The organism is Roseateles sp. SL47, from assembly GCF_026625885.1.
Lineage (GTDB): Bacteria > Pseudomonadota > Gammaproteobacteria > Burkholderiales > Burkholderiaceae_C > Roseateles.
Window position 1 is genome coordinate 2,289,060 of the sequence record NZ_CP113068.1, and the last position, 24,836, is coordinate 2,313,895.

At 63.3% G+C, this 24,836-nt stretch carries 23 protein-coding genes; 7 read left to right on the forward strand and 16 right to left on the reverse strand.

All coding sequences use genetic code 11. From position 1 onward, the window contains the following. Positions 1–21: 21 nt before the first annotated feature. The 14 genes from OU995_RS09885 to OU995_RS09950 form a co-directional block, all read right to left on the reverse strand. Positions 22–1,923, reverse strand: coding sequence for a glycosyltransferase (locus OU995_RS09885; protein ID WP_267835346.1), 1,902 nt, complete (start codon positions 1,921–1,923; stop codon positions 22–24). Further along, positions 1,905–2,405 (reverse strand): acyltransferase, encoded by a 501-nt coding sequence (locus tag OU995_RS09890; RefSeq protein ID WP_267835347.1) that lies wholly within the window; start codon positions 2,403–2,405, stop codon positions 1,905–1,907. Before OU995_RS09890 ends, OU995_RS09885 begins: the two co-directional genes overlap by 19 nt. 110 nt (positions 2,406–2,515) lie before the next feature. Then, positions 2,516–3,547, reverse strand: a complete 1,032-nt coding sequence (locus tag OU995_RS09895; RefSeq protein ID WP_267835348.1) for a glycosyltransferase family 2 protein — start codon at positions 3,545–3,547, stop codon at positions 2,516–2,518. Then, positions 3,544–4,878 carry a hypothetical protein gene (locus OU995_RS09900; RefSeq protein WP_267835349.1) on the reverse strand — a complete coding sequence of 445 codons (1,335 nt, stop codon included), beginning with the start codon at positions 4,876–4,878 and terminating at the stop codon, positions 3,544–3,546. The genes OU995_RS09895 and OU995_RS09900 overlap by 4 nt, the downstream gene beginning before the upstream one ends. 44 nt (positions 4,879–4,922) lie before the next feature. Continuing rightward, on the reverse strand, positions 4,923–5,798 hold the full coding sequence (locus tag OU995_RS09905) for a transketolase family protein (protein ID WP_267835350.1): 876 nt from the start codon (positions 5,796–5,798) through the stop codon (positions 4,923–4,925). Further along, on the reverse strand, positions 5,791–6,606 hold the full coding sequence (locus OU995_RS09910) for a transketolase (RefSeq protein ID WP_267835351.1): 816 nt from the start codon (positions 6,604–6,606) through the stop codon (positions 5,791–5,793). Before OU995_RS09910 ends, OU995_RS09905 begins: the two co-directional genes overlap by 8 nt. After that, positions 6,603–7,667, reverse strand: a complete 1,065-nt coding sequence (locus OU995_RS09915) for an NAD-dependent epimerase/dehydratase family protein (RefSeq protein WP_267835352.1) — start codon at positions 7,665–7,667, stop codon at positions 6,603–6,605. The genes OU995_RS09910 and OU995_RS09915 overlap by 4 nt, the downstream gene beginning before the upstream one ends. A gap of 7 nt (positions 7,668–7,674) precedes the next feature. Continuing rightward, a complete protein-coding gene (rfbH, locus tag OU995_RS09920; RefSeq protein WP_267835353.1) occupies positions 7,675–9,027 on the reverse strand; it encodes a lipopolysaccharide biosynthesis protein RfbH in 1,353 nt (450 codons plus the stop codon). Next, positions 9,024–10,121 carry a CDP-glucose 4,6-dehydratase gene (gene rfbG / locus OU995_RS09925; RefSeq protein WP_420714881.1) on the reverse strand — a complete coding sequence of 366 codons (1,098 nt, stop codon included), beginning with the start codon at positions 10,119–10,121 and terminating at the stop codon, positions 9,024–9,026. The genes rfbH and rfbG overlap by 4 nt, the downstream gene beginning before the upstream one ends. Continuing rightward, positions 10,112–10,885 carry a glucose-1-phosphate cytidylyltransferase gene (gene rfbF, locus OU995_RS09930; RefSeq protein WP_267835355.1) on the reverse strand — a complete coding sequence of 258 codons (774 nt, stop codon included), beginning with the start codon at positions 10,883–10,885 and terminating at the stop codon, positions 10,112–10,114. The genes rfbG and rfbF overlap by 10 nt, the downstream gene beginning before the upstream one ends. A 35-nt stretch (positions 10,886–10,920) precedes the next feature. After that, complete coding sequence (locus OU995_RS09935) at positions 10,921–11,934, reverse strand: FAD-binding oxidoreductase (protein WP_267835356.1); 1,014 nt, start codon at positions 11,932–11,934, stop codon at positions 10,921–10,923. Beyond that, positions 11,934–12,314: a MarR family EPS-associated transcriptional regulator gene (locus OU995_RS09940; protein ID WP_267835357.1), complete on the reverse strand. Its 381-nt coding sequence runs from the start codon at positions 12,312–12,314 to the stop codon at positions 11,934–11,936. The genes OU995_RS09935 and OU995_RS09940 overlap by 1 nt, the downstream gene beginning before the upstream one ends. A 53-nt stretch (positions 12,315–12,367) precedes the next feature. Continuing rightward, positions 12,368–13,489, reverse strand: coding sequence for a Wzz/FepE/Etk N-terminal domain-containing protein (locus OU995_RS09945; RefSeq protein WP_267835358.1), 1,122 nt, complete (start codon positions 13,487–13,489; stop codon positions 12,368–12,370). A 68-nt stretch (positions 13,490–13,557) separates the two neighbouring features. Beyond that, positions 13,558–15,609 carry an SLBB domain-containing protein gene (locus tag OU995_RS09950; protein WP_267835359.1) on the reverse strand — a complete coding sequence of 684 codons (2,052 nt, stop codon included), beginning with the start codon at positions 15,607–15,609 and terminating at the stop codon, positions 13,558–13,560. A gap of 131 nt (positions 15,610–15,740) precedes the next feature. Between OU995_RS09950 and OU995_RS09955 the strand changes: the two genes are divergently transcribed. After that, positions 15,741–16,865 (forward strand): MraY family glycosyltransferase, encoded by a 1,125-nt coding sequence (locus OU995_RS09955; protein ID WP_267835360.1) that lies wholly within the window; start codon positions 15,741–15,743, stop codon positions 16,863–16,865. A 72-nt stretch (positions 16,866–16,937) separates the two neighbouring features. Then, positions 16,938–18,452, forward strand: coding sequence for a DEAD/DEAH box helicase (locus OU995_RS09960; RefSeq protein ID WP_267835361.1), 1,515 nt, complete (start codon positions 16,938–16,940; stop codon positions 18,450–18,452). A gap of 154 nt (positions 18,453–18,606) precedes the next feature. Here OU995_RS09960 and OU995_RS09965 read toward each other — a convergent pair whose 3' ends face one another. Continuing rightward, on the reverse strand, positions 18,607–19,377 hold the full coding sequence (locus OU995_RS09965) for an SAM-dependent methyltransferase (RefSeq protein WP_267835362.1): 771 nt from the start codon (positions 19,375–19,377) through the stop codon (positions 18,607–18,609). After that, positions 19,374–20,114, reverse strand: coding sequence for a Maf family protein (locus tag OU995_RS09970; protein ID WP_267835363.1), 741 nt, complete (start codon positions 20,112–20,114; stop codon positions 19,374–19,376). Before OU995_RS09970 ends, OU995_RS09965 begins: the two co-directional genes overlap by 4 nt. Positions 20,115–20,185: 71 nt before the next feature. Between OU995_RS09970 and OU995_RS09975 the strand changes: the two genes are divergently transcribed. The 5 genes from OU995_RS09975 (at position 20,186) to fabD (ending at position 24,798) form a co-directional block, all read left to right on the forward strand. Next, positions 20,186–20,752 carry a YceD family protein gene (locus OU995_RS09975; protein ID WP_267835364.1) on the forward strand — a complete coding sequence of 189 codons (567 nt, stop codon included), beginning with the start codon at positions 20,186–20,188 and terminating at the stop codon, positions 20,750–20,752. Between the two features lie 263 nt (positions 20,753–21,015). Then, complete coding sequence (rpmF, locus tag OU995_RS09980; protein WP_091726670.1) at positions 21,016–21,201, forward strand: 50S ribosomal protein L32; 186 nt, start codon at positions 21,016–21,018, stop codon at positions 21,199–21,201. Positions 21,202–21,546: 345 nt separating this feature from the next. Beyond that, positions 21,547–22,698: a phosphate acyltransferase PlsX gene (gene plsX, locus OU995_RS09985; protein WP_267835365.1), complete on the forward strand. Its 1,152-nt coding sequence runs from the start codon at positions 21,547–21,549 to the stop codon at positions 22,696–22,698. Continuing rightward, a complete protein-coding gene (locus OU995_RS09990; protein WP_267835366.1) occupies positions 22,695–23,705 on the forward strand; it encodes a beta-ketoacyl-ACP synthase III in 1,011 nt (336 codons plus the stop codon). Before plsX ends, OU995_RS09990 begins: the two co-directional genes overlap by 4 nt. A 151-nt stretch (positions 23,706–23,856) precedes the next feature. Next, on the forward strand, positions 23,857–24,798 hold the full coding sequence (gene fabD / locus OU995_RS09995) for an ACP S-malonyltransferase (RefSeq protein WP_267835367.1): 942 nt from the start codon (positions 23,857–23,859) through the stop codon (positions 24,796–24,798). The last annotated feature ends 38 nt before the right edge of the window (positions 24,799–24,836 follow it).

Consider the following 24,836-nt stretch of genomic DNA (forward strand, 5'->3'; position numbering starts at 1 on the left):
GCTCATCGCGTGCTCATGACATCAGGCCAGCCAGTAAATGAAGGCATGGTCCGGGCGGATGCCCCGTGACAGCAAATAGCCTAGCCGACGCACGGCACCGCCGCGCTCCGCATCGATGGCTTGTCGGCAGTCGCGAACGTTCAGGGTCGGCCACTGGCGCGACATCAGCGCCTGCAGCATGCCCAGGCGAAGGGATCGGGAGGTGCGCGCCTGGGCGCGGAAGCTGTCGAGCGCTCGTAGACGGCCGGCCAGTCGCTGCAGCAGTGGGCCGCGCCGAGCGACGCCACACTGGTTGCGGCCGTGCTGGCGGTACAGCATCAGCGGCTGCTCGATGGCCTGGATGCGTCCGGTGTATTTGCCGACCATGCCGATCCAGTAGTCGTGCATGGGGGCGCCCTCCGGCACGGGGAATGCGGCGTCGAGCAAGTCGCGGTTGCCCATCATGGTGCAGCCGGCCACGACGTTGATCACCGGCAGACCTGCCAGATTGCGGGCATAGGGGCGTGCGCTCAGGGTGTCCCAGAAGGAGTCGGCGGTTGGCGTGAGATCCGCGTCTGTCACCGTCATGTCGCAGAACACCAGTCCCGGGGTACCCGCCGGGCAGTCCAGCGCTTGCAATCGCTCCAGCGACGTTGCCAGTTTCTCGGGCTGCCAGACATCGTCCTGGTCGCAGAACGCGAATACCGGAGCCTGCACATGGGTGCTCAGCGCGTTGAGACAGCGGACCGTGCCGAGGTTGCCCAGGTCATCCTCGATCAACACGAAACGGTCCGGGTGGGTGGCGGAATAGTGGCGCAGGATTTCCAGCGACGAGTCCTTGGAACCGTCGTCGCGCATCAGGCAGCGCCAGGCGGTGTGCGTCTGCGAGAGCAGCGAGTCCAACTGGGCTTGCAGATACTGGCCGCCGTTGTAAACCGGCAAGAGGATGTCGATGGTCGCCATGAATGAAGACGTCGAAAGAGCCCCGTGCGCACGGTGCTGGGGCCGCTCTGGGACCTTGCCGGTCAACAGCCATCGTTGCATGGCTCGAGCTGCGTTGGGATGCTCTTTTTGCAAACGTTGGTGGAACCGGAAGAGGCGATAGGGCCGCACAATGCGAGCCAGAAGCGGCCACTCACGCAGAAGCAGGCGCTCTGACTCCAACATGTTGATGATCCGCCAAACCGGCATGGCTCCGAGTTCGACCACCGAAAGGTCATGCGACAACGTGCAGTCGATCACTCGCACGGACCGCCGCAGACTGTGCAGCCGAGTGAAGATCCAATGATCAACACCGTCGAGCCAGAGTTGTTCCGGTGGCGTGCCCATATCGCTGAACGCAGACGCTCGCAGCAACGTGCCGGAGGCGATCGCCGTCAGCCGCGCGTGCGCGGGAGCTTCTGCGTGGATGGGCAGCGGTCGCACAATGCCGGTATCCGCAATAACGCCGGGTGACACGGGCAGATCCCCGTGACAGACTCGTGGCACCAGTGCTGCCACCGTCGTATCAGTGGCGCCGGCGATGGCCGCCTTCTCCAGGAAGCCTGCAGGCAGGACGGTGTCCTGATCCAGCAGCAACAGCCACTGGTAGCCCAACTGTTGGGCTAGTTCGGCGGCGGTGAGAAAGCCGGCCCGGGTGCCACCGTTTGCCGGGTCGTGCCGGTAACTGAGTCGGGGGTCGGAGCGGAGCGCTTCCGGCAGCTCGGCAGGCTCGGGCGAGTTGTCGTGAAAGACGACGTGAGTCAACGAAAATGAAGCACTGGCGGGAGGCTCGCTCAACCAGGCCGAAAGTACCGGCCAGGCCGCTGCTTCCGTCGGCGCGCGTCGAAACAGGACAACGATGGCAAGGACGGACCCTTCTCGCACGGGGTTCGCGGAAGCGGTGTTGGGCGGAACACGAGAGGTAGTCATCGGCGCTGCAGCTTTCAACGGATGGGCATCCATGTCCCGGTCGTCCTGTCGAAACGCTTGATCGGGCGCGCAGGCGTTCCCACGCACAGCGTCTCGGCGGGAAGGTGTCCCCGCACCACTGAATTGGCTCCCACCACGACACCGTCCCCAATGTCACTGCCGGGCAGTACCACCACTCCATCGGCCAGAAAGACTCGATGTCCAATGCGGACAGGTTCGCCCGACAGGACGCGGGCCGTTGGCGGCTCATCTGGACTGGAGTGGGGACCTGCACCCTTGTAGGCACCATGATTGTGATCCGTCACATGGACCTTGCTGCCGATCAACACGTCATGGCCAATCGTCAGCGAGAACGCACACGCGATGTGGACGTTGTCGCTGCAACTAAGCCGCTCTCCGATATGTAATTTCGGGTCCAGCGGCTTCGAGCCGTCATGGGTCACGGCAGCCAGCCAAAGACCGCGTCCAGCACGAAAACCCCGGCCGACACGAATCTTTCGATCGGCAACGATCATGCTGCCTGCGCCTAGCACAAGACCGGGACAGTCCAAAAGGCGAGACCACATCCACGAGCGCACGCGCGTGGCCAGCATGTCGGGGCCCAGGGCCAGGACGCGGATCCACTTCATAGCGGTCGCAGCGCGCCGCGGGCGCGAGCGTTGAGCCTATCGTAAAGACTGACGAGGCGGGCGATCAAGCTGTTGAATCTCATCAGCCAGCGGGCAGAGCGCATCGGCAAGGATTCCAGCGGTAGCACCAGGAGCCGGTAGACCAGGGAGCTCCCCAATTGCGACTGCATGGCCGACGCAGCGCGTTCTGATCGGTCGAAGTCGCCCAGCGTGGCTTGGCGCAGCGCCCAGACGACGCTCGGCAGGAAATAGATGGACGTGCGGCTCACCAGCAGTTCCGCAAGCCTTCTGGATTCCTTGTCGCCAACGAACACCTCGCGGGCGATGCGTTGAAAGGAGTCGCCGAACACTCGAAGGACCGCATAACTCCCCCGATTGCCGGCAGTGGCGAAGACCGCGCGATTGCGAACGTGCACAAAGCGCTGTCCCTGGGCCAGCGCTCCGAACACCCAGCCCAGTTGAACCAGATGTGTGCCGGTGAATCGGCGCAGCGCCGCGTCGGGCGCAAATTGCCGACGAATCACACAACCCGAGACGAAGGTCATCCCGACATGAATCAGGCTGGCAAAGGCTCGGCGGTCCAGAAAGGTGGCGTCAAGCGCTTCAGACCTGAGGGTCTCGCGGTCCGCGCCGGTCACAGCGTCCATGTCCTTGCTGTTGATGTACACCAGGTCCGGTGAGGACTGCTTCAGCATGGTGAGCAGGACGGAAATGAGTCCCCGCTGAGGCAGATCGTCATCGCCGATGATCCAGAAATACTCAGTCTTGACCTCGGCGATACAGCGGCAGAAGTTCTCGTCGGGGCCTAGATTCTGGGCATGTCGCAGCACCCGCGTGTCCGGTACCTGGGCAGCGAACGCTCTCGTGACTTCCGGAGTGACATCCGTGGACCCGTTGTCACCAATCACCACGCGCACGAGACCGGGTTGTGTCGCCAGTTCGGCCTGCAACACGTCGAGCAATGCTCCAAGGCAATCGGCTCGGTTATAGGTCGGGATGCAGACTGTGAGGAGGGGAGCAGTCGTCATTCCGACCTCCGGCGATAGGTCGTATAGATGATCGTGACCCAGGGCAGGGCAACCAGAAGCGTGACACTGCTGTAGGCTGCGACAGCGGCCGTCAGACTGTGGCCTGCCATCCCATAGGCACCCACGGCAATTAGCACGGCAGTCACCAGAGACTGGCCGAGCAGAGGCTCTTCTTTGTGAGCGCGCATGTAAACCGCCATCGCAAAGATCGCCGCGTTGGCAACGGTGGCTGACGCCATCATCAGCAGGGCCGGTAAGGGCGGGATGCGATTCAGCACCGCCGGTGCAAATTGGCCGCCAATCTCCACAATCAGGACGAATGCCGCCACGCAAAGCGCAGTGACTCCGACAGTGCGCTTTGCCACGCGGTCAAACAGGGCATTCAGTTCCTTCCGCTCATGTCGGGCGACGTGCGCGGACATGGCAGGGACCTTCGCAGAAACCCAGCTGATTCCGAGCGTCAAGATCGACCAGAAGATCGTGTGCGCCAAGCCGAGCCTGCCGGCGTCCACCGGACCTTGCTGTGAGAAAACAATCGGCGTCAGGAAGTTAAAGATGAAATATCCACTCATCCAACTGAGTGCGATGCGCCACTGCAGCGGGAAAATGTCCCGCCGCCACGTATAGCGATGGACACCATCAGTGTCTAGAAGGTTGTAGGCGGCACCCCGCAATTGCTTCAGGGTTGCATGTCGGCTGAGCCAGACTATGGCCATCACCGCAGAAGCGGCCGGAACGGCCACCGCAGCCCAAAGGCCCTGATGGCTGAACAGCAGCACCCACAGCACGGCGTAGCCGACCATGGACTGGTGCATCCGCAAACGCGCAATTTGACCGACCTCACCCAACCCTTCACAGATCGCCAGACGTGCGCTCATGGCGAGATTCAGCGCTGTCGCACCAATCAGGGCGACCCAGGGGGGCAGCCATTCCATGATGGGCAGGGTGCCTTTCAAGGAGAAGAAGTAGCCCCCCCCGGCCAAGGCCGCCGCGAAGAACAGGGTGGCCATGGTGGCGTTCCACCTCGCTGCCAACCTGAGAAGCGAGGAGAGTCCGACCAGCCACTTCTGGTCGCCGCTCAACACCCCATGGGTCTCCCGGCGCAAGTGTGCTGCAGTGTGACTGGTCAGTTGGGTGAGCACATGGTTCAGCCCCAGCTCGAAGAAGATCTGAGCTGCAAGAACGGAGGCAAACGTGTAGTAGTAGCCCTGCTGGGCCGGGGTCAGAAATGCCGGGATCAGCAGCGCTGTTCCGCCTCCTGCAAGGACTGACCAGCCCCGGCTCAGAAGGGTCAGGAAGATGTGGATATCCATCCCGGCCAAACGGATCAAGCGCCCCACTGCGGTGGTGGAGGCACCCGGCATTGGTGATGGACTCACAAGCCGCCCAGCCGATTCAGCGTCGCCTGCGACCCGACAGTGCCGCAGACTTCAGGACTGAGCGCGACCGGCCGCACGATGCATGCCAGCTTGGAGTCCATGGCCTTCGCCTCCAGCATCCACGAGCCGAAGCCCCCATCTTGCAGGTGGTCCTCGATCGTTACCACCTCATCGTAGGGCCTCAAGATCTCGGCCTGGGCTGTCTTGTCGGCCATCGACCACAGCGGCATTGAGTGAACCGCGTGACCAGCGTGGGCCTCCTGCTTGACCCAGTCCATGGCGACCTGCAGACCCGCACCGGTGCTGAGCAGGGTGCGCTCGCCGCTACCCTCGCGGACTTTCAGCCAGCGGCCCGGGGCCACATCCGGGGGCGCTGGATGGAAATTCGGTTCACCCGCCTTGCCCAGACGGAGGTAGGACGGTCCGGGGTTGTTGACGAGGTAGCGCATGCAGGCACGCGTTTCCATCGGATCCCCCGGGGCTGCAATCAGCATATGCGGCAGCGTGCGCATCAGAGCATAGTCCTGCACCGCATGGTGGGAATAGCCAAGCGCTCCATAGGCCAGTCCTCCTCCCACGGCGACGACCGTCACCGGGAGTTGGTGATAGGCCACGTCATTGCGGATCTGTTCAGCGCAGCGGAACGTTGGGAAGTTGGCGATGGAGTACGTGAAGACGTGGTAACCCTCGGAGGCCATGCCCGCAGCCAGACCTGTCATGTTCTGCTCGGCCACGCCAGCGTTGATGAAGCGGTCGGGGAACTCATCCGCAAAGGGCTCAATCACTGAGTAGCCAAGATCACCGACGATCAGCGCGATCTGCGGATGCACGCGCGCCAGCGTCACCAACTCGTTGATAAAGGCGTTACGCATGGCGGATCTCCTCCAGGGCCTGTGCAAGTTGGTCAGCTGAGGGCGATTTGTAGTGCCAATCGACACTGTTCTCCATGAAGCTGACGCCCTTTCCCTTCGTCGTATGGGCAATCAGGAAAGAGGGCTTGCCGGCTTCCCACGGCGCGGCAGCGAGCGCTTCGTCCAAGGCACCATGGTCATGGCCGTCGACCTCACGCACGGCCCAGCCGAAAGCCCGAGCCTTGTCGGCGAGCGGCTCCACGCGCAGCGTTTTGTCGACGGTCGTGAGGCTTTGCAGTTTGTTGTAGTCAATGATGGCCACCAGGTTGTCCAACTGGTGATGAGCTGCGAAGAGCATCGCTTCCCAGTTCGACCCTTCACCAAGCTCACCGTCGCTCAGCAGCACGAAGGTCCGCCATGGCTGCCTGGAGCGTTTGGCCGCGAGCGCCTTGCCGGTGCCAAAGGGCAGACCGTGACCCAGTGAACCCGTCGAGAACTCGACCCCGGGCACCTTGTGGCTGATGTGATTCATCAGGTTGGAGTGATCGCGACCGTAGGTGGCGAGCGAGGCCTCACTGATGAATCCACGAGCCGCGAGCGTGGCATACACGGCCACGCAGGCGTGCCCCTTGCTGAGGATGAAGCGGTCGCGCAGGGCCCAGTCGGGCCTCTGAGGATCCACTTTCATCACCGAGCCGTAGAGCACCGTGACGATGTCTGCAATCGAGAGCGCGCTGCCGATGTGGGAAGCCTTGGCGTGATGCACCATGGTCAAAGCGTGGCCACGGACCGTTGCGGCAAGCGTCTTGAGTTCGGAGGGGGCAGTCATTGCAGTGCCTCAATCATGCGTTTAAAGCCTTGCGCCGGAGTGACTTCAGCCTTCCAGCCCAGCGATTCCAGACGGGCGGTATCGGGCACCAGCCTGTTGTATGCACTGGGTATGTAGTTCGGGCTGCTGGTGTCGACACGGCGATCCACCCTCAATCCCTTCTCGGGGAAAAGTCCGACCATGAGCTCGGCGAATTCCATCACCGACATCTCGGCCCCGGCATTTGCGACGTTATAGGCGGTCCCCGCCTCACCGCGCAGCATCACGGCAAAGAATCCTGCCACAGCGTCACTCGCATAACAGAAAGCGCGTCGGGCGGAGCCGTCGCTATTCATGACGATGTTTTCGTTGCGCAGTACGTTGTAGGTGAAATCTGAAAACACCCGACCGTCCTCTGGCGTCAAGCCCGGCCCATAGGTGTGGAACGGACGGACGATCCAGGTCGGGATCCGGTACTGGTGATGGAATGACACACAGGTCGTCTCACCTGCTCGTTTGCTCTCGGCATAGCAGGCGCGCAGCTGCGTGGGATTCACGACACCGTAATCGTCCTCCTTCAGCCCTGCGTTCCCGTTGACGGCTCCGTAAACTTCACTGCTGCTCACGAACAGGAAGCCCTTGGGATCTGAACTTTTCCTGAGCGCCTCCAGGAGCGCTGCCGTACCCACCGTGTTCGGCAACAAGGTGCCGACGGGGTCTGTCCCATAAAACCTTGGGCTCGCCTGGCTCGCTGCATGGATGATGTAGTGGACATCCCCGAGTTCCGGCACCGCCACAGTGTTCAGGTCCCAGGTTTTGATTTCCAGCGCGGAGCCATCGACGAGATCACTGAATCGTTCACGGGCTCGCTCGGCATTGCGGACGAGTGCGACCACACGAACCGGTTCCGCAACGCGGCCGAGGCGGTGAAGGGACAACAGCGTTCTGACCAGATAGGCGCCCAGGAAGCCGCCGGCACCGGTCACCACGACACGGCGCCCACTCAGTTGATTCCAGGGAAGGTCGCGCGCTGCAATGGCGCGCAGGTCTTCTTCCACGACGGCGTTGGTGATGGCGGTCATATGGCGTTCAGAAATTAAGCCCGAAGAACTCTTCCAGCTTGTCCGCGATGTAGTCCAGCTGCGGTTCACCCAGCGCCGGGAACGTGCCGAGCCAGAAGGTCTGGTTCATCACAACGTCGGTGTTGGTCAGCTCGCCGCTCACTCGATAGTTGCGGCCGGCCATGTAGGGCTGCTTGGTCAGGTTGCCGGCGAACAGCAGGCGCGTGCCGATCTTGTTCTCTTCCAGGAAGTTGATCAGATCGGCGCGCTTCACACCGGCCGTCTCCTTCAGCACCAGCGGGAAGCCGAACCAGGACGGTTCGGACTTCGGCGTCGCTTCCGGCAGATGCAGGAACTCGGCGCAGCTCTGCAGGCGGTTCTTGAGGTAGGTGAAGTTGGCGCGGCGCTTGGCGATGAACTCGTCCACACGGTCCATCTGTGCGAGGGCACAGGCGGCCTGCATGTCTGAGATCTTCAGGTTGTAGCCCAGGTGGCTGTAGGTGTACTTGTGGTCGTAGCCATCGGGCAGGTCGCCGCCCAACTGCTCCTTGGTCCAGCAGAAGCGCTTGTCGCAGGTGTTGTCCTTGCCGGGCGGGCAGTAGCAGTCGCGGCCCCAGTCGCGGAACGATTCGGCGATCAGCTTGAGTTCGGGGTTGTTGGTGAACACCGCGCCGCCTTCACCCATCGTGATGTGGTGCGCCGGGTAGAAGCTCAGCGTACCGATGTCACCGAAGGTGCCGACCAGCTTGCCGTCGTAGGTGGCGCCGAGCGCGTCACAGCAGTCTTCCACCAGCCACAGCTTGTGCTTCTTGCACAGCGCCGTGACGACGTCCAGGTTGAACGGATTGCCCAGGCTGTGGGCCAACATGATGGCCTTGGTCTTGGGTGTGATGGCCGCTTCAATCTTGCTGGCGTCGATGTTGTGCGTGGCCAGATCCACGTCCACGAACACCGGCACGGCGCCGAACTGGAGAATCGGATTCACGGTGGTCGGGAAGCCCGCCGCCACTCCGATGACCTCATCGCCCTGCTTGATGGCGCGGTCGCCCAGCTTGGGGCTCGTCAGCGCGGAGAACGCCACCAGGTTGGCGGACGACCCCGAGTTGACAGTGATCAGGTACTTGACGCCCAGGAACTGCGCGAGGCGTTGTTCAAACTGGGCGTTGAAGCGGCCGGTGGTCAGCCAGCCGTCCAGCGAGGCCTCGACCATCAACTGGAGTTCTTTGGCGCCGATCACCTTGCCGGAGACCGGCACAGCGCTCTGGCCCGGAACGAAGGGCTTGGGTGCATAGGCAATGTCCGCATATTGCTGGACCAGGTCGCTGATCTGGCTGCGCAGCTTGTCCAGCTGCGGTTGGAAATTGACGGGGGAAGTGCTCATGCGTGGGCTCGGTGATCGTGGTGCGAGGCGTTGTAAGAAGAAATCTGCTCAAGGCAGATGGCATGCATGTCCTGGCCCTTCAGCCAGGCCTGATGCCATTCAGTGATGCGGGTCAGGGCAGTCTCCAGGGACCACCGCGGCGCCCATTGCAAGCGCTGACGCGCCTTGGAAATATCCAGCTTGAGGAAGTGCGCTTCATGGGGGTGGTCGCCGGGCTGAAGCGTCCAGCGGGCGCCGTGGCCCCAGTGCTCGCACAAATGCTCGACGATCCATTGGACCGGACGGGCATCCTCGTCACGGGGCCCGAAATTCCACCCTTCGGCATCAGTCTGGCCGTGCAGGTACAGCCGCTCGGCCAGCAGGAGGTAACCGGACAGGGGCTCCAGCACATGTTGCCAGGGCCGGATGGCGTGAGGATTGCGGATGAGCACCGGCTCATCGGACTGCAGTGCCCGGAGGATATCTGGAAGCAACCGATCCGCTGCCCAGTCTCCGCCGCCGATAACATTGCCGGCGCGTACCGTGGCCATGGCGATGCCGGCGTCTTTCAGGAAGGACCGGCGATAGGCACTGCTCACCAGCTCAACGCAGCCTTTGCTGTTGGAGTAGGGGTCGTGGCCGCCCATCGGCTCGTCTTCACGGTAGCCCCAGACCCATTCCCGGTTCTCGTAGCACTTGTCCGTCGTGATGTTCACGATGGCCTTGACCGAGCCAACCTGACGGGCGGCTTCCAGTACATGCACCGTGCCCATCACGTTGGTGGCATAAGTCTCCACCGGTTGCTGGTAGGACAACCGGACGAGCGGCTGGGCCGCCATGTGGATGACGATTTCCGGACGGAACTCGTCCATCTGGGCCTGCACCGCTGCGAGGTCGCGGATGTCCACGATGCGATGTTCCATGCCCGTAGCCACGCGGGCCACATGAAACAGCGCCGGTTCTGTCGGGGGATCAAGCGCGATGCCGCGCAACTGAGCGCCCATCGACTGGAGCCACAAACTCATCCAGCTTCCTTTGAAGCCGGTGTGCCCGGTCAGCAGAACGCGTTTGCCCTGCCAGAACGCTGGATCCGTATGCGCCACACTCATTTCCAGGTCTTCCACGGTGCCTTGCCGGAGGCCCACAGTTCTTCCAGATAGGTCTTATCCCGCAGCGTGTCCATCGGTTGCCAGAAGCCAGTGTGCTCGAAGGCCATCAATTCGCCATCGCTGGCCAGGCGCTGGAGCGGAGCTTGCTCCCAGACCGTGCTGTCGTCTTCGAGATAGTCCAGCACACGCGGAGACAGGACAAAGAAGCCGCCGTTGATCATGGCGCCATCGCCCTTGGGCTTCTCCATGAAGCTGCGAATCTGGTGACCTTCGATGTGCAGGGCACCGAAACGGCCCGGCGGATACGTTGCGGTCAGGGTGGCCGCCTTGCCGTGCTGGCGATGGAAGTCGATGGCGGCGCTGATATTCACATCGCTCACGCCGTCGCCGTAGGTGAAGCAGAAGGCCTCGTCATTGCGCACGTAATCGGCCACACGCTTGAGTCGACCGCCGGTCATGGAATCATCCCCGGTATCTACCAGCGTGACGTTCCAGGGCTCAGCCCGCTTGTGATGCACTTCCATGCGATTGCTGCGCATGTCGAAGGTGACGTCGGACATGTGCAGGAAGTAATTCGCAAAGTACTCCTTGATCACATAGCCCTTGTAGCCACAGCAGATGACGAAGTCATTCACCCCATGGTGCGAGTACATCTTGAGGATGTGCCAAAGGATCGGCTTGCCACCGATCTCCACCATCGGTTTGGGACGAAGGGCTGTCTCTTCACTGAGGCGAGTGCCCAGGCCGCCGGCCAGGATGACTGCTTTCATGGGGGTCCTATGAATCGGAGATCGTCGAAAGGGGCTCAGGCTTCACCCGAGCTCACAAAGGCATCGGAGTGGAAGCTGCGGGGCGCGAGGCCCAGGCTGCACAACTGATTCTGGGCGTCGCGGATCATTGCATCCGATCCGCAGGCATAGACCCTGGCCTCTTGGAGGTCCAAGCCATCTGCCAGCAAAGCGGCCTGAACATGGCCGCAGTTTCCTGTCCAGTCTGCATCGGCACGCGACAGGACAGGAATGAACCGCAAGCGGGGTCGTAAGGCCTCCAGCCGCGTGTCTTCTTCCGGGCGCCAGTATAGGTCGGCAGGCTGACGCCCTCCCCAGTAGACACTGATGGATCGAGGCTGTGTGCTTGCCTCGTTGAGGGCCAGGCCCTCCAGCATGGCCTTCACCGGCGCGATGCCGGTGCCGGTGGCGAGGAAGACCAGGTCTCGACCGGCATGGCCGCGCAGGAAGAAAGTACCCAGCGGACCCCGAAGACGCAGGAGGTCATTGGCTTTGGCGTCGCGGAACCAGTACTGGCTCATCTGGCCCTCGGGGACCTCCCGAATGTGCAATTCGATGAGCTGATCATTCCGCGGTGCATTGGCGATGGAATAGCTTCGACGCAGCCCCTCCGCACCGATGACATCAATGTATTGCCCCGGCAGGAATGCCAACGGTGAGGACGGCGGCGTGCGCAGAACCACCCGCATCACATCGTGCGAGAGCTTGTCCAGCGACTGGATGCGGCACGGGACGGTCTTCGGATCCGGCAGCGATATGTCGCCCAGATCCTCGATGTCCAGAGATACGTCTGAACAGGCACCCCGCACGCAAGTCAGTACAAACCCATCTGCCTGCTCCGCGGTGCTCAGGCCGGTTTCGTCTTGCAGCGCAGCGGTTAAACCGGCAGTGACACGGCTTCGGCAGGTGCTGCAGCGACCGGTGCGGCAACTGTAGTCCAGCGTCAGATGCTGGCGCAGGGCCGCGTCCAGCAGCGACTCTCCTTCGGCCGCCTTGAAGGTCTTGCCATTGGCAATGGTGACGGTGTACATCAAAGGGTCTCAGAGCAATCTTCAGAGGACGCATCAGGCTGCGCATTGCCACTCTGCGACAACTCGGAGCGCAGGGCGTCAATTTCCCGCTGCAACTGTTCGAACTGCGCTTCCTTCTGGGCCAAAAAGTCGCGCGCCAGCCTCAACTTGGCTTTAGCGCCACTGGGCGTCAGCAAATACATGTAGGCGATCTTGTTGTCGGCGCGCCTGAAGTTGTTCACTTTTACCCAGCCGCGATCCACGACTGCACGCAGGCAGTAGTTGATCTTCCCTACGCTGACGCCGAGCCCGCGGGCTAATGCACGCTGGCTGATCTCGGTGTGACCCTCAATCTGCTGGAGCAGGGCGTAATCGAGTTCGTTGGTGACAGAAGAGGGCACAGTGGGTGTGTTCAACGTTTGAGCGCACCCACTTTACCATGTGTCTCCTGCCGTCAGCCTGCGTCTGCTGGGGCCGATTTCTGGCGTCGCGACTGACGCCACAGAAGAAAGGCACAGAGCGCCAATCCCGTCGCGAAGGCCGTGACCAGGGCAATTTGCGCACGCTTAGGTTTGCTCTTGTATTCCGGCTTGGTCGCAGGATCGATCACCTGGATCAGGAAGCCCTCCCGGCTCTCGTCCAATCGAGCGAGTTCGTATTGCTTTGAGAACAACTCAAACAGCGTCTCTTGGTACTTAAATTCGCGGTATTTGCCAATGTAGTCAGTGCCGACGCTGTTGCTGCTGCCCTCCATGCGTGCAAGCTCGCTGCGCAGCGCACCTATCGTGGCGGACTGCTGCTGGACTTCAGGGGCTGAATCGGTCAGAGACCGTCGCACGGTTTGCAGCCGAACTTCGGCGGCGGTCAGTTCGGCTTTGACACGGGCATAGTTTTCAGCTGCGGTCCTTGGTTCGGTCTTGAGCGCGCCCGGGTTGAAACCAACGGTTTGGAGTTCCTGCTGCGCGCGAGTCAGTTGATCCTTTGACTGCTTGAGTTGTTCCTCAAAGAAGGCGCGGCGCTGCTGTGCTTCGGTCAAGAACAGTCCCGACGTCATGTGCCTCAATTCTTCGACATACTGATTCGCGATGTCAGCTGCCATCTGCGGATCTTTGGAGTCGACCTCCACACTGATGAGGCCGTCCTTCTTGCCCAGTTCGATTCGTGCTGACCTTTTCAGGAATGCCCGAGCCTCAAATCGATATTTGGCCTTGGATGCCTCCATCAATTTGAACTTCTCGACGATTCGATCCTCCACCGTCACGCTCTGCATGAACGCCACATATTGGTCGCCTGGCGTCTTGATGGCACCGGATCCGCCGGCGAGGCTCGCTAGTGCACCGAGCGACTGCAGCGCCGCCGCCGCAGACCCCTGTTGCTGCTGCGGCGGCAGAAAAGTGGTTTTGGCGGTGTAAATGGGGTCCATCAGGTAGGTTACACCCAGCGCGATGGCCCCAGCAGCGATGGGCCCTGCAACGAGCAGGCGCCAGCGGGGCAGCAGGGTCGCTGACACATGGATTGATGGCGGCTGGTCGGCGCTGTGTTCAGCGGACGGCCGATAAGGCGAAGATGCGGACATTGATGAAGGTCCATGGACGGGGGCAGGCGAACGGCCCTCGTCATTGAGGTGCTCGGAGGATCCAGTCATTAGTTGTTCTTGAGGGTTTGCAGCGCCGCAACGCCCAGGCCGAACTGATACAGGATTTGCGTCCAGTCCTTCGCCTCCTGGATGAAGGTGGTCTTGTTCAGCTCTTCGGGAACGAACACCGTGTCACCGGGCAAGGCCTGCATGCTGGTCATGTTCGAGCCGAAGCCCAACCAGCCGCTACTGGACTGGCGAGCGCTGATCACACTGCCGTTCGCACGAAGCACGAACATGCTGCTCGGGTCTGCGCCTCGCGTCGGACCGCCGGCGAGTTTGAGTACATCGTCGACTGAAGAGTTGTCGGTCAGCAGATAACTCCCCGCATTGAAGACGCTGCCAAATACTCCCACCGTGTTGGGACGAGCGGGAATCAACAACCGGTCGCCACTTTCGACCGTCAGCGGAGGGAGTGAAGAGGCGGTCGGTTCCAGTTGCAGCACGATCCGACCCGTCGGGCGGACGGCACGTAAGCGTTCAATGAGCCTGGAGGTATTGTTGGCCCGCGCCACTTGAGCTTGCGCTTCATCGGCCGTTGAGGTCCGCTGTGTGGACGTGTTGCGGGTGAACTCCGTTTCCAGATCCCGCAGCGCACGGTCGTAGTTTTCCTGCTGCGAGCGACGAACGCTTTCTCGCGAGAAATCTGTGCCAAAGATATAGGCCTGCGGCGTCAAACCACCGGCCGCCTGAATGGCATCCACCAATGTCGCGTTGGGGGCCAGCACATATTCCCCAGGGCGCGCCACTTCGCCTTCCACCTGCACCCGCTTGTACTGCTTGTACAGCGGCAGTTCGGAATTCACGCTGCTGAACACTCGCAGCACGTCGCCGTTGCCGACATTGGCTTTCAACTGCTGCGGCAAGGCCAGTTCCACCACGCGCCGGTCGATACGGTCACTGAGGCGTTCCACCGATACACGGGTCCGGTCGGCGACAGCACTGAAGCCGCCGGCCATGGCCAGCACGTCTTCCACCGTCTCGCCCGGCTTCAGTTCACCGATGGTGGCTTTGTTCACGCTGCCCAGAATGGCCACCTGCGGGCCGATCGGGCCGACATGGATGACGTCTTCCGCCTGCAGTGGCCGGTCCGAGGACTTGTCACCCTTCAGCAGAAAGTCGTAGGCATCAAACTGGGCCACCAATTGGCCGTTGCGGCGCAGTTCGATATTGCGGAAGCTTCCCGCGCCCGAGGGGCCGCCAGCGCGGATCAGGCCGGACACCACGGTGGCCAGGCTGCTTACCGTGTACGCGCCCGGCTTGGAGGTAAAGCCGGTGACATAAATGCGGATGGAACGCAGGCGGCCCAGGGTGGCGCTCACCTGGAAGTTCTTGAAGACCTGGGCGACGCGGCCGCGTACCACGTCATTCAGATCGCCATAACGCACGCCAGCGACCATGATCGGGCCGACGCGGGGAATGGTGATCCGGCCGCTGCGATCCACGGTGAGGCGCAGGTCGGCATCCACCGAGCCCCACAGCGTGACCTGAACTTCATCGCCGATACCGATCAGGTAGTCGGTCGGCGCTTCACGCGGCCCGTCTCCGACATTGCCGCCCGACAAGGGCTCGTCCAGCATCAAGCTGGCGCCGAGGCGGCGCACCACTTCGTCCGGGTTGATCCGCTTCGTGATGGCGGCGCTGCCACTATTGCTGCTGCTAGATGCCAGGGTGCCAGCGCGCTCGGCCTGACGTTCCAGCTTCTGTTGCTCTTCCAACTGCTGAAGATCAATGCCCAGCAGCTTGTTCACATAGATCTCGAACTCGTTCGGCACATAGCGGGCGCGGCGAGCCTCACCGGACGTGGTCGATGTGCTGTTCTGGGCATTCGAGCTGTCCGACGTGCTGCGAGACGAATTCAGCCGGACCGGCCCTGACATGCCGTCGCCGGACGATGAACTCGACGAGGCACTGCTGCCAAGATTGTCGTTATCGGCCGCGTGCGCCGCCAGCGTGCCGACACCCAGCGCACAGGCCAACAGGGCGGTCCCTGCATGGCGAGCCAGTTGGGTCAGACCAGTGATGGCCGATACAGAGGCGCGGTGGGCGCTGATATCCATGCGAAGTCTCATAAAGTCTGGACTGGACCTGCCAGGGCCAAGCGCCCTCGCAGCAAGCCGCCGCATTCTAAGAGCACGTTGTGGTGTCAAAACCGCTATGTGCAGCGAACACCCTCGCTACACTGCCGCGCATGCTGTTTCTGCTGATTCCCTTCGCCCTGGCGGCGGTGGTCACCCTGTACGTGGTGCACTCGTCCACCCGGCACGGCCACCTCTCGGCGGACCACGATCTGTCCGGGCCCCAGAAGTTCCATGCGCGTCCGGTTCCTCGCATCGGTGGGGTGGGGATCTTTGTTGGCCTGGCTGGCATGGTGGCCGTGTGCTACCTCCAAAAGAGTGCCAATGCCCAACTCGGCGCGCTCCTCCTGCTCTGCGGCCTGCCAGCCTTCGGCGCCGGCCTGATCGAAGATTTCACCAAGCGGGTGTCCCCCGCCAAGCGGCTGCTGGCCACGGCCGTGTCTGCCGCCCTGGGCGTGTTTGTCCTGGGTGCCGCCATCACCCGTACCGACATCCCTGGCCTGGATCTGATCGTCGGCACCACCGCTGGCGCCTTCATCGCCACCGTCTTCACCGTGGCGGGGGTGGCCAATTCGGTCAACATCATCGACGGCTTCAACGGTCTGTCGTCGATGTGTGTCAGTCTGATGTTGCTGGCGCTGGCCTATGTGGCTTACCAGGTCGGTGACACCGAGCTGGCCCTCTGGGCCTTGGCCGGCGTGGGCGCCATCCTCGGCTTTTTCGTCTGGAACTATCCCGCAGGCATGATCTTCCTGGGGGATGGGGGGGCCTATTTCATGGGCTTTTATCTCGCGGAAATGGGCATCCTGCTGATCTCGCGCCACAGCGAGGTGTCGCCCCTGTTCGCGCTGATGGTCTGCATCTACCCGGTGTTCGAGACGGTCTTCTCCATCTACCGCCGCCGCGTGCTGCGGGATGTTTCGCCGGGTGCGCCGGATGGCATCCATCTGCATTCACTGATTTACCGACGCCTGATGCGCTGGGCGATTGGCGCCCGCGATGCGCGCGTCATGACCCGCCGCAATTCGATGACCGCCCCCTATCTTTGGACGCTGTGCATCTCCTCACTGGCGCCAGCGCTGCTGTTCTGGGACTCCACCCCGATGATCCTGGCCTGTATGGTGCTGTTCGGCATCACCTACGTGGCCCTGTACTGGCGCATCGTCCGTTTCAGGACCCCCAAGTGGATGGTGTTCCGGGGAGATCCGCGCAAGGTGCCAGGCAACGAACCCCGCTGAGCGACACCCGGTGTTTCATGGTTTTGGGCCGGATTTGGGGCGAATGCGGCCCATAAGGGATAATCCTCCCCCATGACAGACACAACCCCGACGCCAAGCCCGCGATTTGACACGCTGCCGCTGGACCCGAAGCTGCTGCGCGCCGTCGCCGACCAGGGCTACGCGACGATGACGCCCATCCAGGCCAAAGCCATCCCCGTGGTGCTTTCCGGCCGTGATGTGATGGGCGCCGCCCAGACCGGCACCGGCAAGACCGCCGCCTTCTCCATCCCGCTGCTGCAGCGCATGCTCAAGCATGAAAACGCCAGCGCATCGCCCGCCCGCCATCCGGTGCGGGCCCTGGTGCTGGCGCCCACGCGGGAACTGGCTGACCAGGTGGCCAACAACGTCAAGGCCTACGCCAAGCACACCCAGCTGCGGGTGGCCTGTGTCTTCGGCGGGGTGGACATGAAACCCCAGACGCTCCAGCTCAAGGGCGGCGTGGAAGTGCTGATCGCAACGCCGGGCCGTCTGCTGGATCACATCGAAGCCAAGAACTGCGTGCTCAATCAGGTCGAGTATGTGGTGCTGGACGAGGCCGACCGCATGCTGGACATCGGCTTCCTGCCGGACCTGCAGCGCATCCTCAGCTTCCTGCCCAAGACCCGCCAGACCCTGCTGTTCTCGGCGACCTTCTCGCCGGAAATCAAGCGCCTGGCCCAGAGTTACCTGCAGGAGCCCGACCTGGTGGAAGTGGCGCGTCCCAACGCCACCGCCTCCACGGTGGAGCAACGCTTCTTCAGCGTGGAAGACGACGACAAGCGCGCCGCCATCCTGCATCTGCTGCGCCAGCGGCAGATCACGCAATCCATCGTGTTTGTGAACTCCAAGCTGGGCGCGGCCCGACTGGCGCGTTCCTTCGAGCGGGATGGCCTGAAGACGGCGGCGCTGCATGGCGACAAGTCGCAGGACGAGCGCCTGAAGTCGCTGGAAGCCTTCAAGCGGGGGGAAGTGGAGCTGCTGGTGGCCACCGACGTGGCGGCGCGCGGTCTGGACATCGCGGACCTGCCCGCGGTTTTCAACTTCGACGTGCCGTTCAACGCCGAGGACTACGTCCATCGTATTGGCCGTACCGGTCGCGCCGGCGCTTCCGGTCTGGCGTTCACCTTGGTCGCCCGCTCGGACGCCCGTCTGGTGGGCGAGATTGAAAAGCTCATCAAGCGCAAGCTGGAACTGGAACCGTTGCAACTCGAGGACGATCGTCCGCGCCGCCCTGAGCGGCGTGAGCGTGAGGACCGGTCCGAGTCGCGCTCGGATTTTCGCTCCGATTCGCGCCATGAAGAGCGCCCCCGGCGCGAGCGGGAAGACCGTCGTGACGAGGCCTATGCGGGTGCTTCCGCTCCGCGTTTGCAACCGCGTGCGCCTTACGATCCCTTGTTCGACAAGCCCTATGAGGCCTCGGATCGGGCGGAGCCGCCGAGCTGGGAGAACTCTGCCGCTGCGGCCCAGGCCGCCGTGCGGGGCGCGGCGCTGTCCAGCATCAAACCCAAGCGCAAGGTGGCGGCCTTGTTCGGAGCCAAGAAGCCTGCGGCCACGACCGAGTCCTGAGCACCCGGTCGGGCGTCAGTGCCAGTAAAAAAGGGCGGATCTGCGGATCGCGCCCTTTTTTCTTGGGTCCTCGGGTCATGGGACCGTCTTGGCGAGCGGGCGGGCGGCCGGCCGGCGGCGCGCGCTCTCCCTTGATCGCCAAAACGGGTGTTGGTCAGCGCCCGCTCAAGAACGCAAACACCGCCGGCACCTTGTCCGGTACCGTGCGTGGCGCCTTGCGCCATTGCGCCACCGTGGCGCTGTAGGTCCAGGCGTCCGCCAGACTCAGTCCGCAGCTCACCGACAGGACGGTGCCTGGCTTGAGCTGCGCCACCAGCGCCTGGAGCAGGGCGCTGTTCCGATAGGGCGTTTCGATCATCAACTGCGTTTGCTGCTCGCGGGCCGACAGTGCCTCCAGATCCTTCAGCCTTGCCTGGCGTGCGACGGCGTCGGTGGGCAGGTACCCGACAAAGGCAAAGCTTTGTCCGTTCAGCCCGCTGGCGGCCACGGCCAGCAGCAGTGAACTGGGCCCCACCAGCGGCACTACCGGCACCCCGGCCGCATGCGCAGCCGCCACCAGTCGGGCGCCCGGATCGGCCACGGCGGGCATGCCGGCTTCCGAAATCAGGCCCATGTCGATGCCGGCCAGCGCGGGCGCCAGCAGGTCGTGCCATGCGCCGTCGTCGGCGGCAGCGGGCGCACGGCCCTTGGGGGGGCGCGGGAGTTCCACGATCTGCTGTTGCTGCAGCGGCAGGGCCAGCGGATGCAAGGCATCCACCCGCTTGAGAAATGCGCGGGTGGTCTTGGCATTCTCGGCCGCCCAGTGGGTCAGGCGGGCCGCGCGCGACATCACCGCCTCGGGCAGCACCTCGCGCAGATCCACGTCGGGGCCGTCGATGCCGAAATCCAGGGTGTTGGGAACGAGGTAAAGGCGGCCCAGGGTCACAAGGGGTCTCCGGAAGCAAGGGAAGAGGAGGGATGGGGCAGGGCGGACGTCATCGGCACGCTCAAGCCTGCCTGACGCAGCAGGCGGCAGGTGCGGATCAGCGGAAGGCCGATCAGCGCGGTGGGGTCGTCGGACACGATCGCCTCCAGCAGCGAGATGCCCAGGCCCTCCGCCTTGGCGCTGCCGGCGCAGTCGTAGGGCTGTTCAGCGCGCAGATAGGCCTCGATCTCGGCATCCGACAGGTCACGGAAGCGCACTTCCACCCGGGCCAGGTCGGTGGCCTCGAATCCACTGGCCTGGCAGACCACCGCCAGCGCCGTCTGAAAAATCACGGTGCGGCCTCGCATGGCGCGCAGTTGCGCCACGGCCCGTTCATGGTTGCCCGGTTTGCCCAGCGCTTGGCCGTCCAGGTCCGCCACCTGGTCGGACCCGATCACCACGGCCTCCGGCCGCAGCCGTGCCACCGCCTGAGCCTTGGCCAGCGCCAGCCGGCCCGCGAGTGTTTCTGGCGTCTCCCCGGCCAACCGCGTCTCGTCGACCTGCGGCGCCAGTACGTCGAAGGGGTGCTGAAGTCGGCCCAACAGCTCCCGCCGGTAGGGCGAGGTGGACCCCAAGACCAGTGGACGCGAGCAGTGAAGGGCGGAGGTACCGGTGCTCGAAGCGGCGGACGGTGGATGGGCCGGATGGGCCGGATGGCGCGGAACGGGCGGATTGGCGGCGGAGGCAGGAGCGCTCATGGCCGTGATTCTCCCATCGGCGGAGGCCACGGTTGGACGTGGTGGGGCTGGGGGCTCGTACACTTGCAGCCATGAAGTCCCGTGCTCTGAACCCCCTCAAACTGGATGTTGAAGCCTTCGCCCGCGAAGGTGGGACGCTCGAAGGCGAATGGCCGGCGGCCGTATTGCCGCGCCTGGCGGAAACCGCCGCTCCCGAAGCGCCTGCAACCGACTGGCCGGCCGTGCGCTGGGCTGCGGCGGGCGAAATCCGCACGCCTCGTGGGGGTGAAGCCCAGATCTGGATGCGCCTGGACGCCCAGGCCCATGTGGCGCAGACCTGCCAGCGTTGCCTCAAGGCGGTGCATGAAGAGATCGCCATGTCCCGCTGGTTCCGCTTCGTGCGGGATGAGGACCAGGCGGCCCAACTCGATATGGACAGTGAAGACGATGTCCTGGCCCTGGCTCGCCACCTGAATCTGCAGGAATTGGCAGAAGATGAGCTGTTGCTGGCCCTGCCGTTGGTGCCACGCCACGACGTCTGCCCGGAGCCGCTCCCCCTCGCCGAGCCCGATGAGCTGGAGGAGGTGGTGGAAGAGAAGCGTCCCAATCCGTTCGCAGCCCTGGCAGCCCTGAAGAAGGGAACGTCTGGTAAAGCCTGAGGGCGCTGTGCTACACTCGCCGGCTTTCCCGGTTCAATTGCTTCAGGCTTTGATGCTTTGATGCCTTGCAGGCTGATCCCTGCAGGTCTTCTGAGATGCCTGAGATACCTGAAGTGCGCTGAAATGCGCTGAACCGGCCGAGGCATCGGTTGTGGTCAATCTGTAAAGTGCCACCACCCCTAGCGCAAAACCATCGCAGGCCTCGAATTCACGAAGCTCGATCATTTTTTGATCACCGCGCCGAAGCCTTTAGGAGAATTTTCATGGCCGTTCAGCAAAACAAGAAGTCGCCTTCCAAGCGTGGCATGCACCGCTCGCACAACGCCCTGGGCACCCCGGGCACCGCGATTGAGCCCACCACCGGTGAAGTGCATCTGCGTCACCACATCAGCCCCAACGGCTTCTATCGTGGCCGCAAGGTTCTGAAGACCAAGGCTGACGCTGCCTGATCGTCCCGACGCCGTCGGTCACGTTCAGTCGCCATCAGCGATGTCATGGTGCCCTGGCGCCATGATTGGTCTCTTCAGACCCTCAGCTTCCACAGTGTTGCTTTCAAAGCCCGGTTCAGCGCATGGCGTTGCCGGGCTTTTGCTTTGCTGGATCGTCTTCAGCGGCAATAGTGCGGCAACCGTGCGGCAACATGGTGGAGAGGCATGGCTCCATCGGGCCAGGTGGCTGGCGGGCGGATTGCCGCACCGCGTCGCTACCCTTGTCCGCCGCAGCGGCCTCGCGTAAGGTGACCCATCGGCCGCTCGCCACCAGGCGGTCCCATTTTCTGTCCCTCATTGGTTTCGATGTCTGACACCCACGTCCAGCAGTCCTTGTCCTCAGCGTCGCCCACGTTGCCCCTGACGCCTTTGCGGCTGGCGGTGGATTGCATGGGTGGCGATCACGGTCCCTCCATCACTCTGCCGGCCTGCAAGGCCTTCCTGAGCAACCATCCGCAAGCCGAACTGCTGCTGGTGGGGCGCCCGGAAGCCTTGGCCGAGGCCGCGCAATGGCCGCGTTGCCGCATCGTGGCTGCCAGTGAGGTGGTCACCATGGAAGATCCGATCGAGATGGCCTTGCGCCGCAAGAAGGATTCGTCCATGCGCGTGGCCCTCCAGCAACTGAAGGCGGGGCGTGAGGGGGAGGCCCCGCAGGCGCAGGCCTGCGTGTCGGCCGGCAATACCGGTGCGCTGATGGCGGTGGCGAAATACCTGCTCAAGACCATGGACGGCATTGACCGTCCGGCCATTGCCACCGTGATGCCCAATCAGATGGGCGGCTTCACCACCGTGCTGGACCTTGGCGCCAATGTGGATTGCGCGCCCGAGCATCTGCTGCAGTTCGCGGTGATGGGCAGTGCGCTGGTGTCCGCCGTGGATGGCAAGCAAGAGCCCACCGTTGGCCTGCTGAACATCGGTGAAGAGATGATCAAGGGCAACGAGACCATCAAACGCGCTGGCGAACTGCTGCGCGAGGCCCATGCCCACGACACGCTGCGTTTTCACGGCAATGTCGAAGGCAACGACATCTTCAAGGGCACCACCGACATCGTGGTGTGTGACGGATTTGTCGGGAATGTGGCGCTCAAGACCGCCGAAGGCCTGGCGAGCATGATCTCCAGCTTCATCCGTGCGGAGTTCACCCGCACCGGCTGGACCAAGATCGTCGCTCTTCTTGCCATGCCGATCCTGCAACGCTTCAAGAACCGCGTCGATCATCGTCGATTCAACGGCGCCGCCCTGTTGGGACTACGGGGTCTGGTCTTCAAGAGCCATGGTTCAGCGGATGCGTTTGCTTTCGAGCAGGCTTTGAACAGGGCTTATGATGCGGCTCGCAACCGGCTTCTAGACCGGGTTCATGATCGAATCGTCGCAACGATGCAGGCACTTCCGGTGTCTGCCAGTGAGGAGGGCGGCGATGCTGGAGACACGGCAGTTACGGCTGCCAATGCTGCATGACCACTGCTTCCGCCCCTAATTCCCCCACTTCCCCCCGTTATTCGCGCATTCTCGGTACGGGGAGCTTCCTCCCCGGCGAGCGGGTGAGCAATCAGGCACTGGCCGACCGGCTGGCGCAGGATGGCATTGAGACGTCCCATGAGTGGATCGTTGAACGCACCGGCATTCACGCCCGCCACTTTGCCGATGCCCACACCACGTCCAGCGATCTGGCACTGCCGGCCGCACGCGCGGCGCTGGAGTCCGCCGGTGTGGCCGCCGAAGAGATCGACCTGATCATCGTGGCCACGTCCACGCCGGATATGGTGTTCCCGTCCACGGCCTGTCTGCTGCAGCAGAAGCTCGGCATCCATGGCTGCCCGGCATTTGACGTGCAGGCGGTGTGCTCCGGCTTCGTGTATGCACTGACGGTGGCTGACGCCATGATCAAGAGCGGCGCCGCCAGCAAGGCGCTGGTGGTGGGTGCGGAAGTGTTCTCCCGCATTCTGGATTTCAAGGACCGCACCACCTGTGTGCTGTTTGGTGACGGTGCCGGCGCCGTGGTGCTGGGCGCCAGCGACACCCCCGGCATCCTGGCCAGCGAGCTTCATGCCGACGGCCGCCATGTGGACATTCTCTGCACCCCGGGCGCCGTCTACGGCGGCGAGGTGCTGGGCCATCCGCTGCTGAAGATGGACGGCCAGGCCGTGTTCAAGCTCGCCGTGGGCGTGCTGGACAAGGTGGCCCGCGCCGTGCTGGAGAAAGCCGGCCGCACCGATGAAGACATCGACTGGCTGATCCCCCACCAGGCCAACATCCGCATCATGCAGGGCACGGCCAAGAAGCTGAAGATGTCCCTGGACAAGCTGATTGTCACGGTGGACGAGCACGGCAATACTTCCGCAGCGTCCATCCCTCTTGCACTGGACGCCGCCGTGCGCTCCGGCAAGATCAAGCGCGGTGATACGGTCATGCTGGAAGGTGTGGGTGGTGGTTTCACCTGGGGCGCGGTGCTGCTGGATTTCTGATCCGCCTTCATCCGCCTCCATCCGCATCTTCCGACGCCTTATTCGTTCGCCTCCCGAGTCTGCACATCAAGCCAGCCGTCTTTGCCCGTCTTTGTCGCCCGACTCCTCGTTGTCCAATTTTTCAATCTCACTACCGACTGATCCGTCAGCCATGAGCAAGAGCTTTGCATTCGTCTTCCCCGGCCAAGGGTCTCAATCCGTCGGCATGCTGGACGCCTGGGGCGATCACCCTGAAGTGGTTCGCACCGTGGCGGAAGCCTCGGCCGCTCTGGGCGAGGACATCGGTGCCCTGATCAAGCAGGGTCCGAAGGAACAACTGGACCTGACCACCAACACCCAACCGGTGATGCTGACGGCCGGTGTGGCCTGCTACCGCGCCTGGATGGCCGAGACCGGCTTGGTGCCGTCCGCCGCTGCCGGCCATTCACTGGGCGAGTACACCGCGCTGGTGGCGGCCGGTGCGCTGAGCCTGTCGGACGCGCTGCCGCTGGTGCGTTTCCGCGCCCAGGCCATGCAGGAAGCGGTGCCGGTGGGCACCGGCGCCATGTCCGCCATCCTGGGCCTGGAGGCCTCCGCTGTCCGTGAGGTCTGCCTGCAAATCGCCACAGACACCGGTGAAGTGGTCGAGGCCGTCAATTTCAACGATCCCAAGCAAACCGTGATCGCCGGCAGCAAGGCCGGTGTGGAAAAGGCCATGGAAGCGCTGAAAGCCGCCGGTGCCAAGCGCGCGCTGCCGCTGCCGGTGTCCGCGCCTTTCCATTCCAGCCTGATGAAGCCTGCGGCCGATCGCCTCCGCGAGAAGCTCGCAACCGTCGACTTCAAGCCAGCCGCCTTCCCGGTGATCAACAACATCGATGTGGCCGTGACGGACAGCCCGGAAGCACTGCGGGATGCACTATATCGCCAGGCTTTTGGCCCGGTGCGTTGGGTGGAAGTGGTGCAGGCCTTGAAGGCCCGCGGCCTGACCACCCTCATCGAATGCGGTCCCGGCAAGGTGCTGGCGGGCATGGCCAAGCGGATCGACGGCGACATCGTCAGCACCACCGTGCTGGACCCGGCGTCGCTGGTGGAAGCCAAGGGTCTGGTGGCCTGAGGGGCCACACGCTCCGCGTACCCCGCCCGTACCCCGCC

Excerpts from the sequence above, each read along its gene's own strand:
- OU995_RS09885 (WP_267835346.1), bottom strand. The coding sequence starts at position 1,923 with ATGGATGCCCATCCGTTGAAAGCTGCAGCGCCGATGACTACCTCTCGT.
- OU995_RS09890 (WP_267835347.1), bottom strand. The coding sequence starts at position 2,405 with ATGATCGTTGCCGATCGAAAGATTCGTGTCGGCCGGGGTTTTCGTGCT.
- OU995_RS09895 (WP_267835348.1), bottom strand. The coding sequence starts at position 3,547 with ATGACGACTGCTCCCCTCCTCACAGTCTGCATCCCGACCTATAACCGA.
- OU995_RS09905 (WP_267835350.1), bottom strand. The coding sequence starts at position 5,798 with ATGCGTAACGCCTTTATCAACGAGTTGGTGACGCTGGCGCGCGTGCAT.
- OU995_RS09910 (WP_267835351.1), bottom strand. The coding sequence starts at position 6,606 with ATGACTGCCCCCTCCGAACTCAAGACGCTTGCCGCAACGGTCCGTGGC.
- OU995_RS09915 (WP_267835352.1), bottom strand. The coding sequence starts at position 7,667 with ATGACCGCCATCACCAACGCCGTCGTGGAAGAAGACCTGCGCGCCATT.
- rfbH (WP_267835353.1), bottom strand. The coding sequence starts at position 9,027 with ATGAGCACTTCCCCCGTCAATTTCCAACCGCAGCTGGACAAGCTGCGC.
- rfbF (WP_267835355.1), bottom strand. The coding sequence starts at position 10,885 with ATGAAAGCAGTCATCCTGGCCGGCGGCCTGGGCACTCGCCTCAGTGAA.
- OU995_RS09935 (WP_267835356.1), bottom strand. The coding sequence starts at position 11,934 with ATGTACACCGTCACCATTGCCAATGGCAAGACCTTCAAGGCGGCCGAA.
- OU995_RS09945 (WP_267835358.1), bottom strand. The coding sequence starts at position 13,489 with ATGTCCGCATCTTCGCCTTATCGGCCGTCCGCTGAACACAGCGCCGAC.
- OU995_RS09950 (WP_267835359.1), bottom strand. The coding sequence starts at position 15,609 with ATGGATATCAGCGCCCACCGCGCCTCTGTATCGGCCATCACTGGTCTG.
- OU995_RS09955 (WP_267835360.1), top strand. The coding sequence starts at position 15,741 with ATGCTGTTTCTGCTGATTCCCTTCGCCCTGGCGGCGGTGGTCACCCTG.
- OU995_RS09960 (WP_267835361.1), top strand. The coding sequence starts at position 16,938 with ATGACAGACACAACCCCGACGCCAAGCCCGCGATTTGACACGCTGCCG.
- OU995_RS09970 (WP_267835363.1), bottom strand. The coding sequence starts at position 20,114 with ATGAGCGCTCCTGCCTCCGCCGCCAATCCGCCCGTTCCGCGCCATCCG.
- OU995_RS09975 (WP_267835364.1), top strand. The coding sequence starts at position 20,186 with ATGAAGTCCCGTGCTCTGAACCCCCTCAAACTGGATGTTGAAGCCTTC.
- rpmF (WP_091726670.1), top strand. The coding sequence starts at position 21,016 with ATGGCCGTTCAGCAAAACAAGAAGTCGCCTTCCAAGCGTGGCATGCAC.
- plsX (WP_267835365.1), top strand. The coding sequence starts at position 21,547 with ATGTCTGACACCCACGTCCAGCAGTCCTTGTCCTCAGCGTCGCCCACG.
- OU995_RS09990 (WP_267835366.1), top strand. The coding sequence starts at position 22,695 with ATGACCACTGCTTCCGCCCCTAATTCCCCCACTTCCCCCCGTTATTCG.
- fabD (WP_267835367.1), top strand. The coding sequence starts at position 23,857 with ATGAGCAAGAGCTTTGCATTCGTCTTCCCCGGCCAAGGGTCTCAATCC.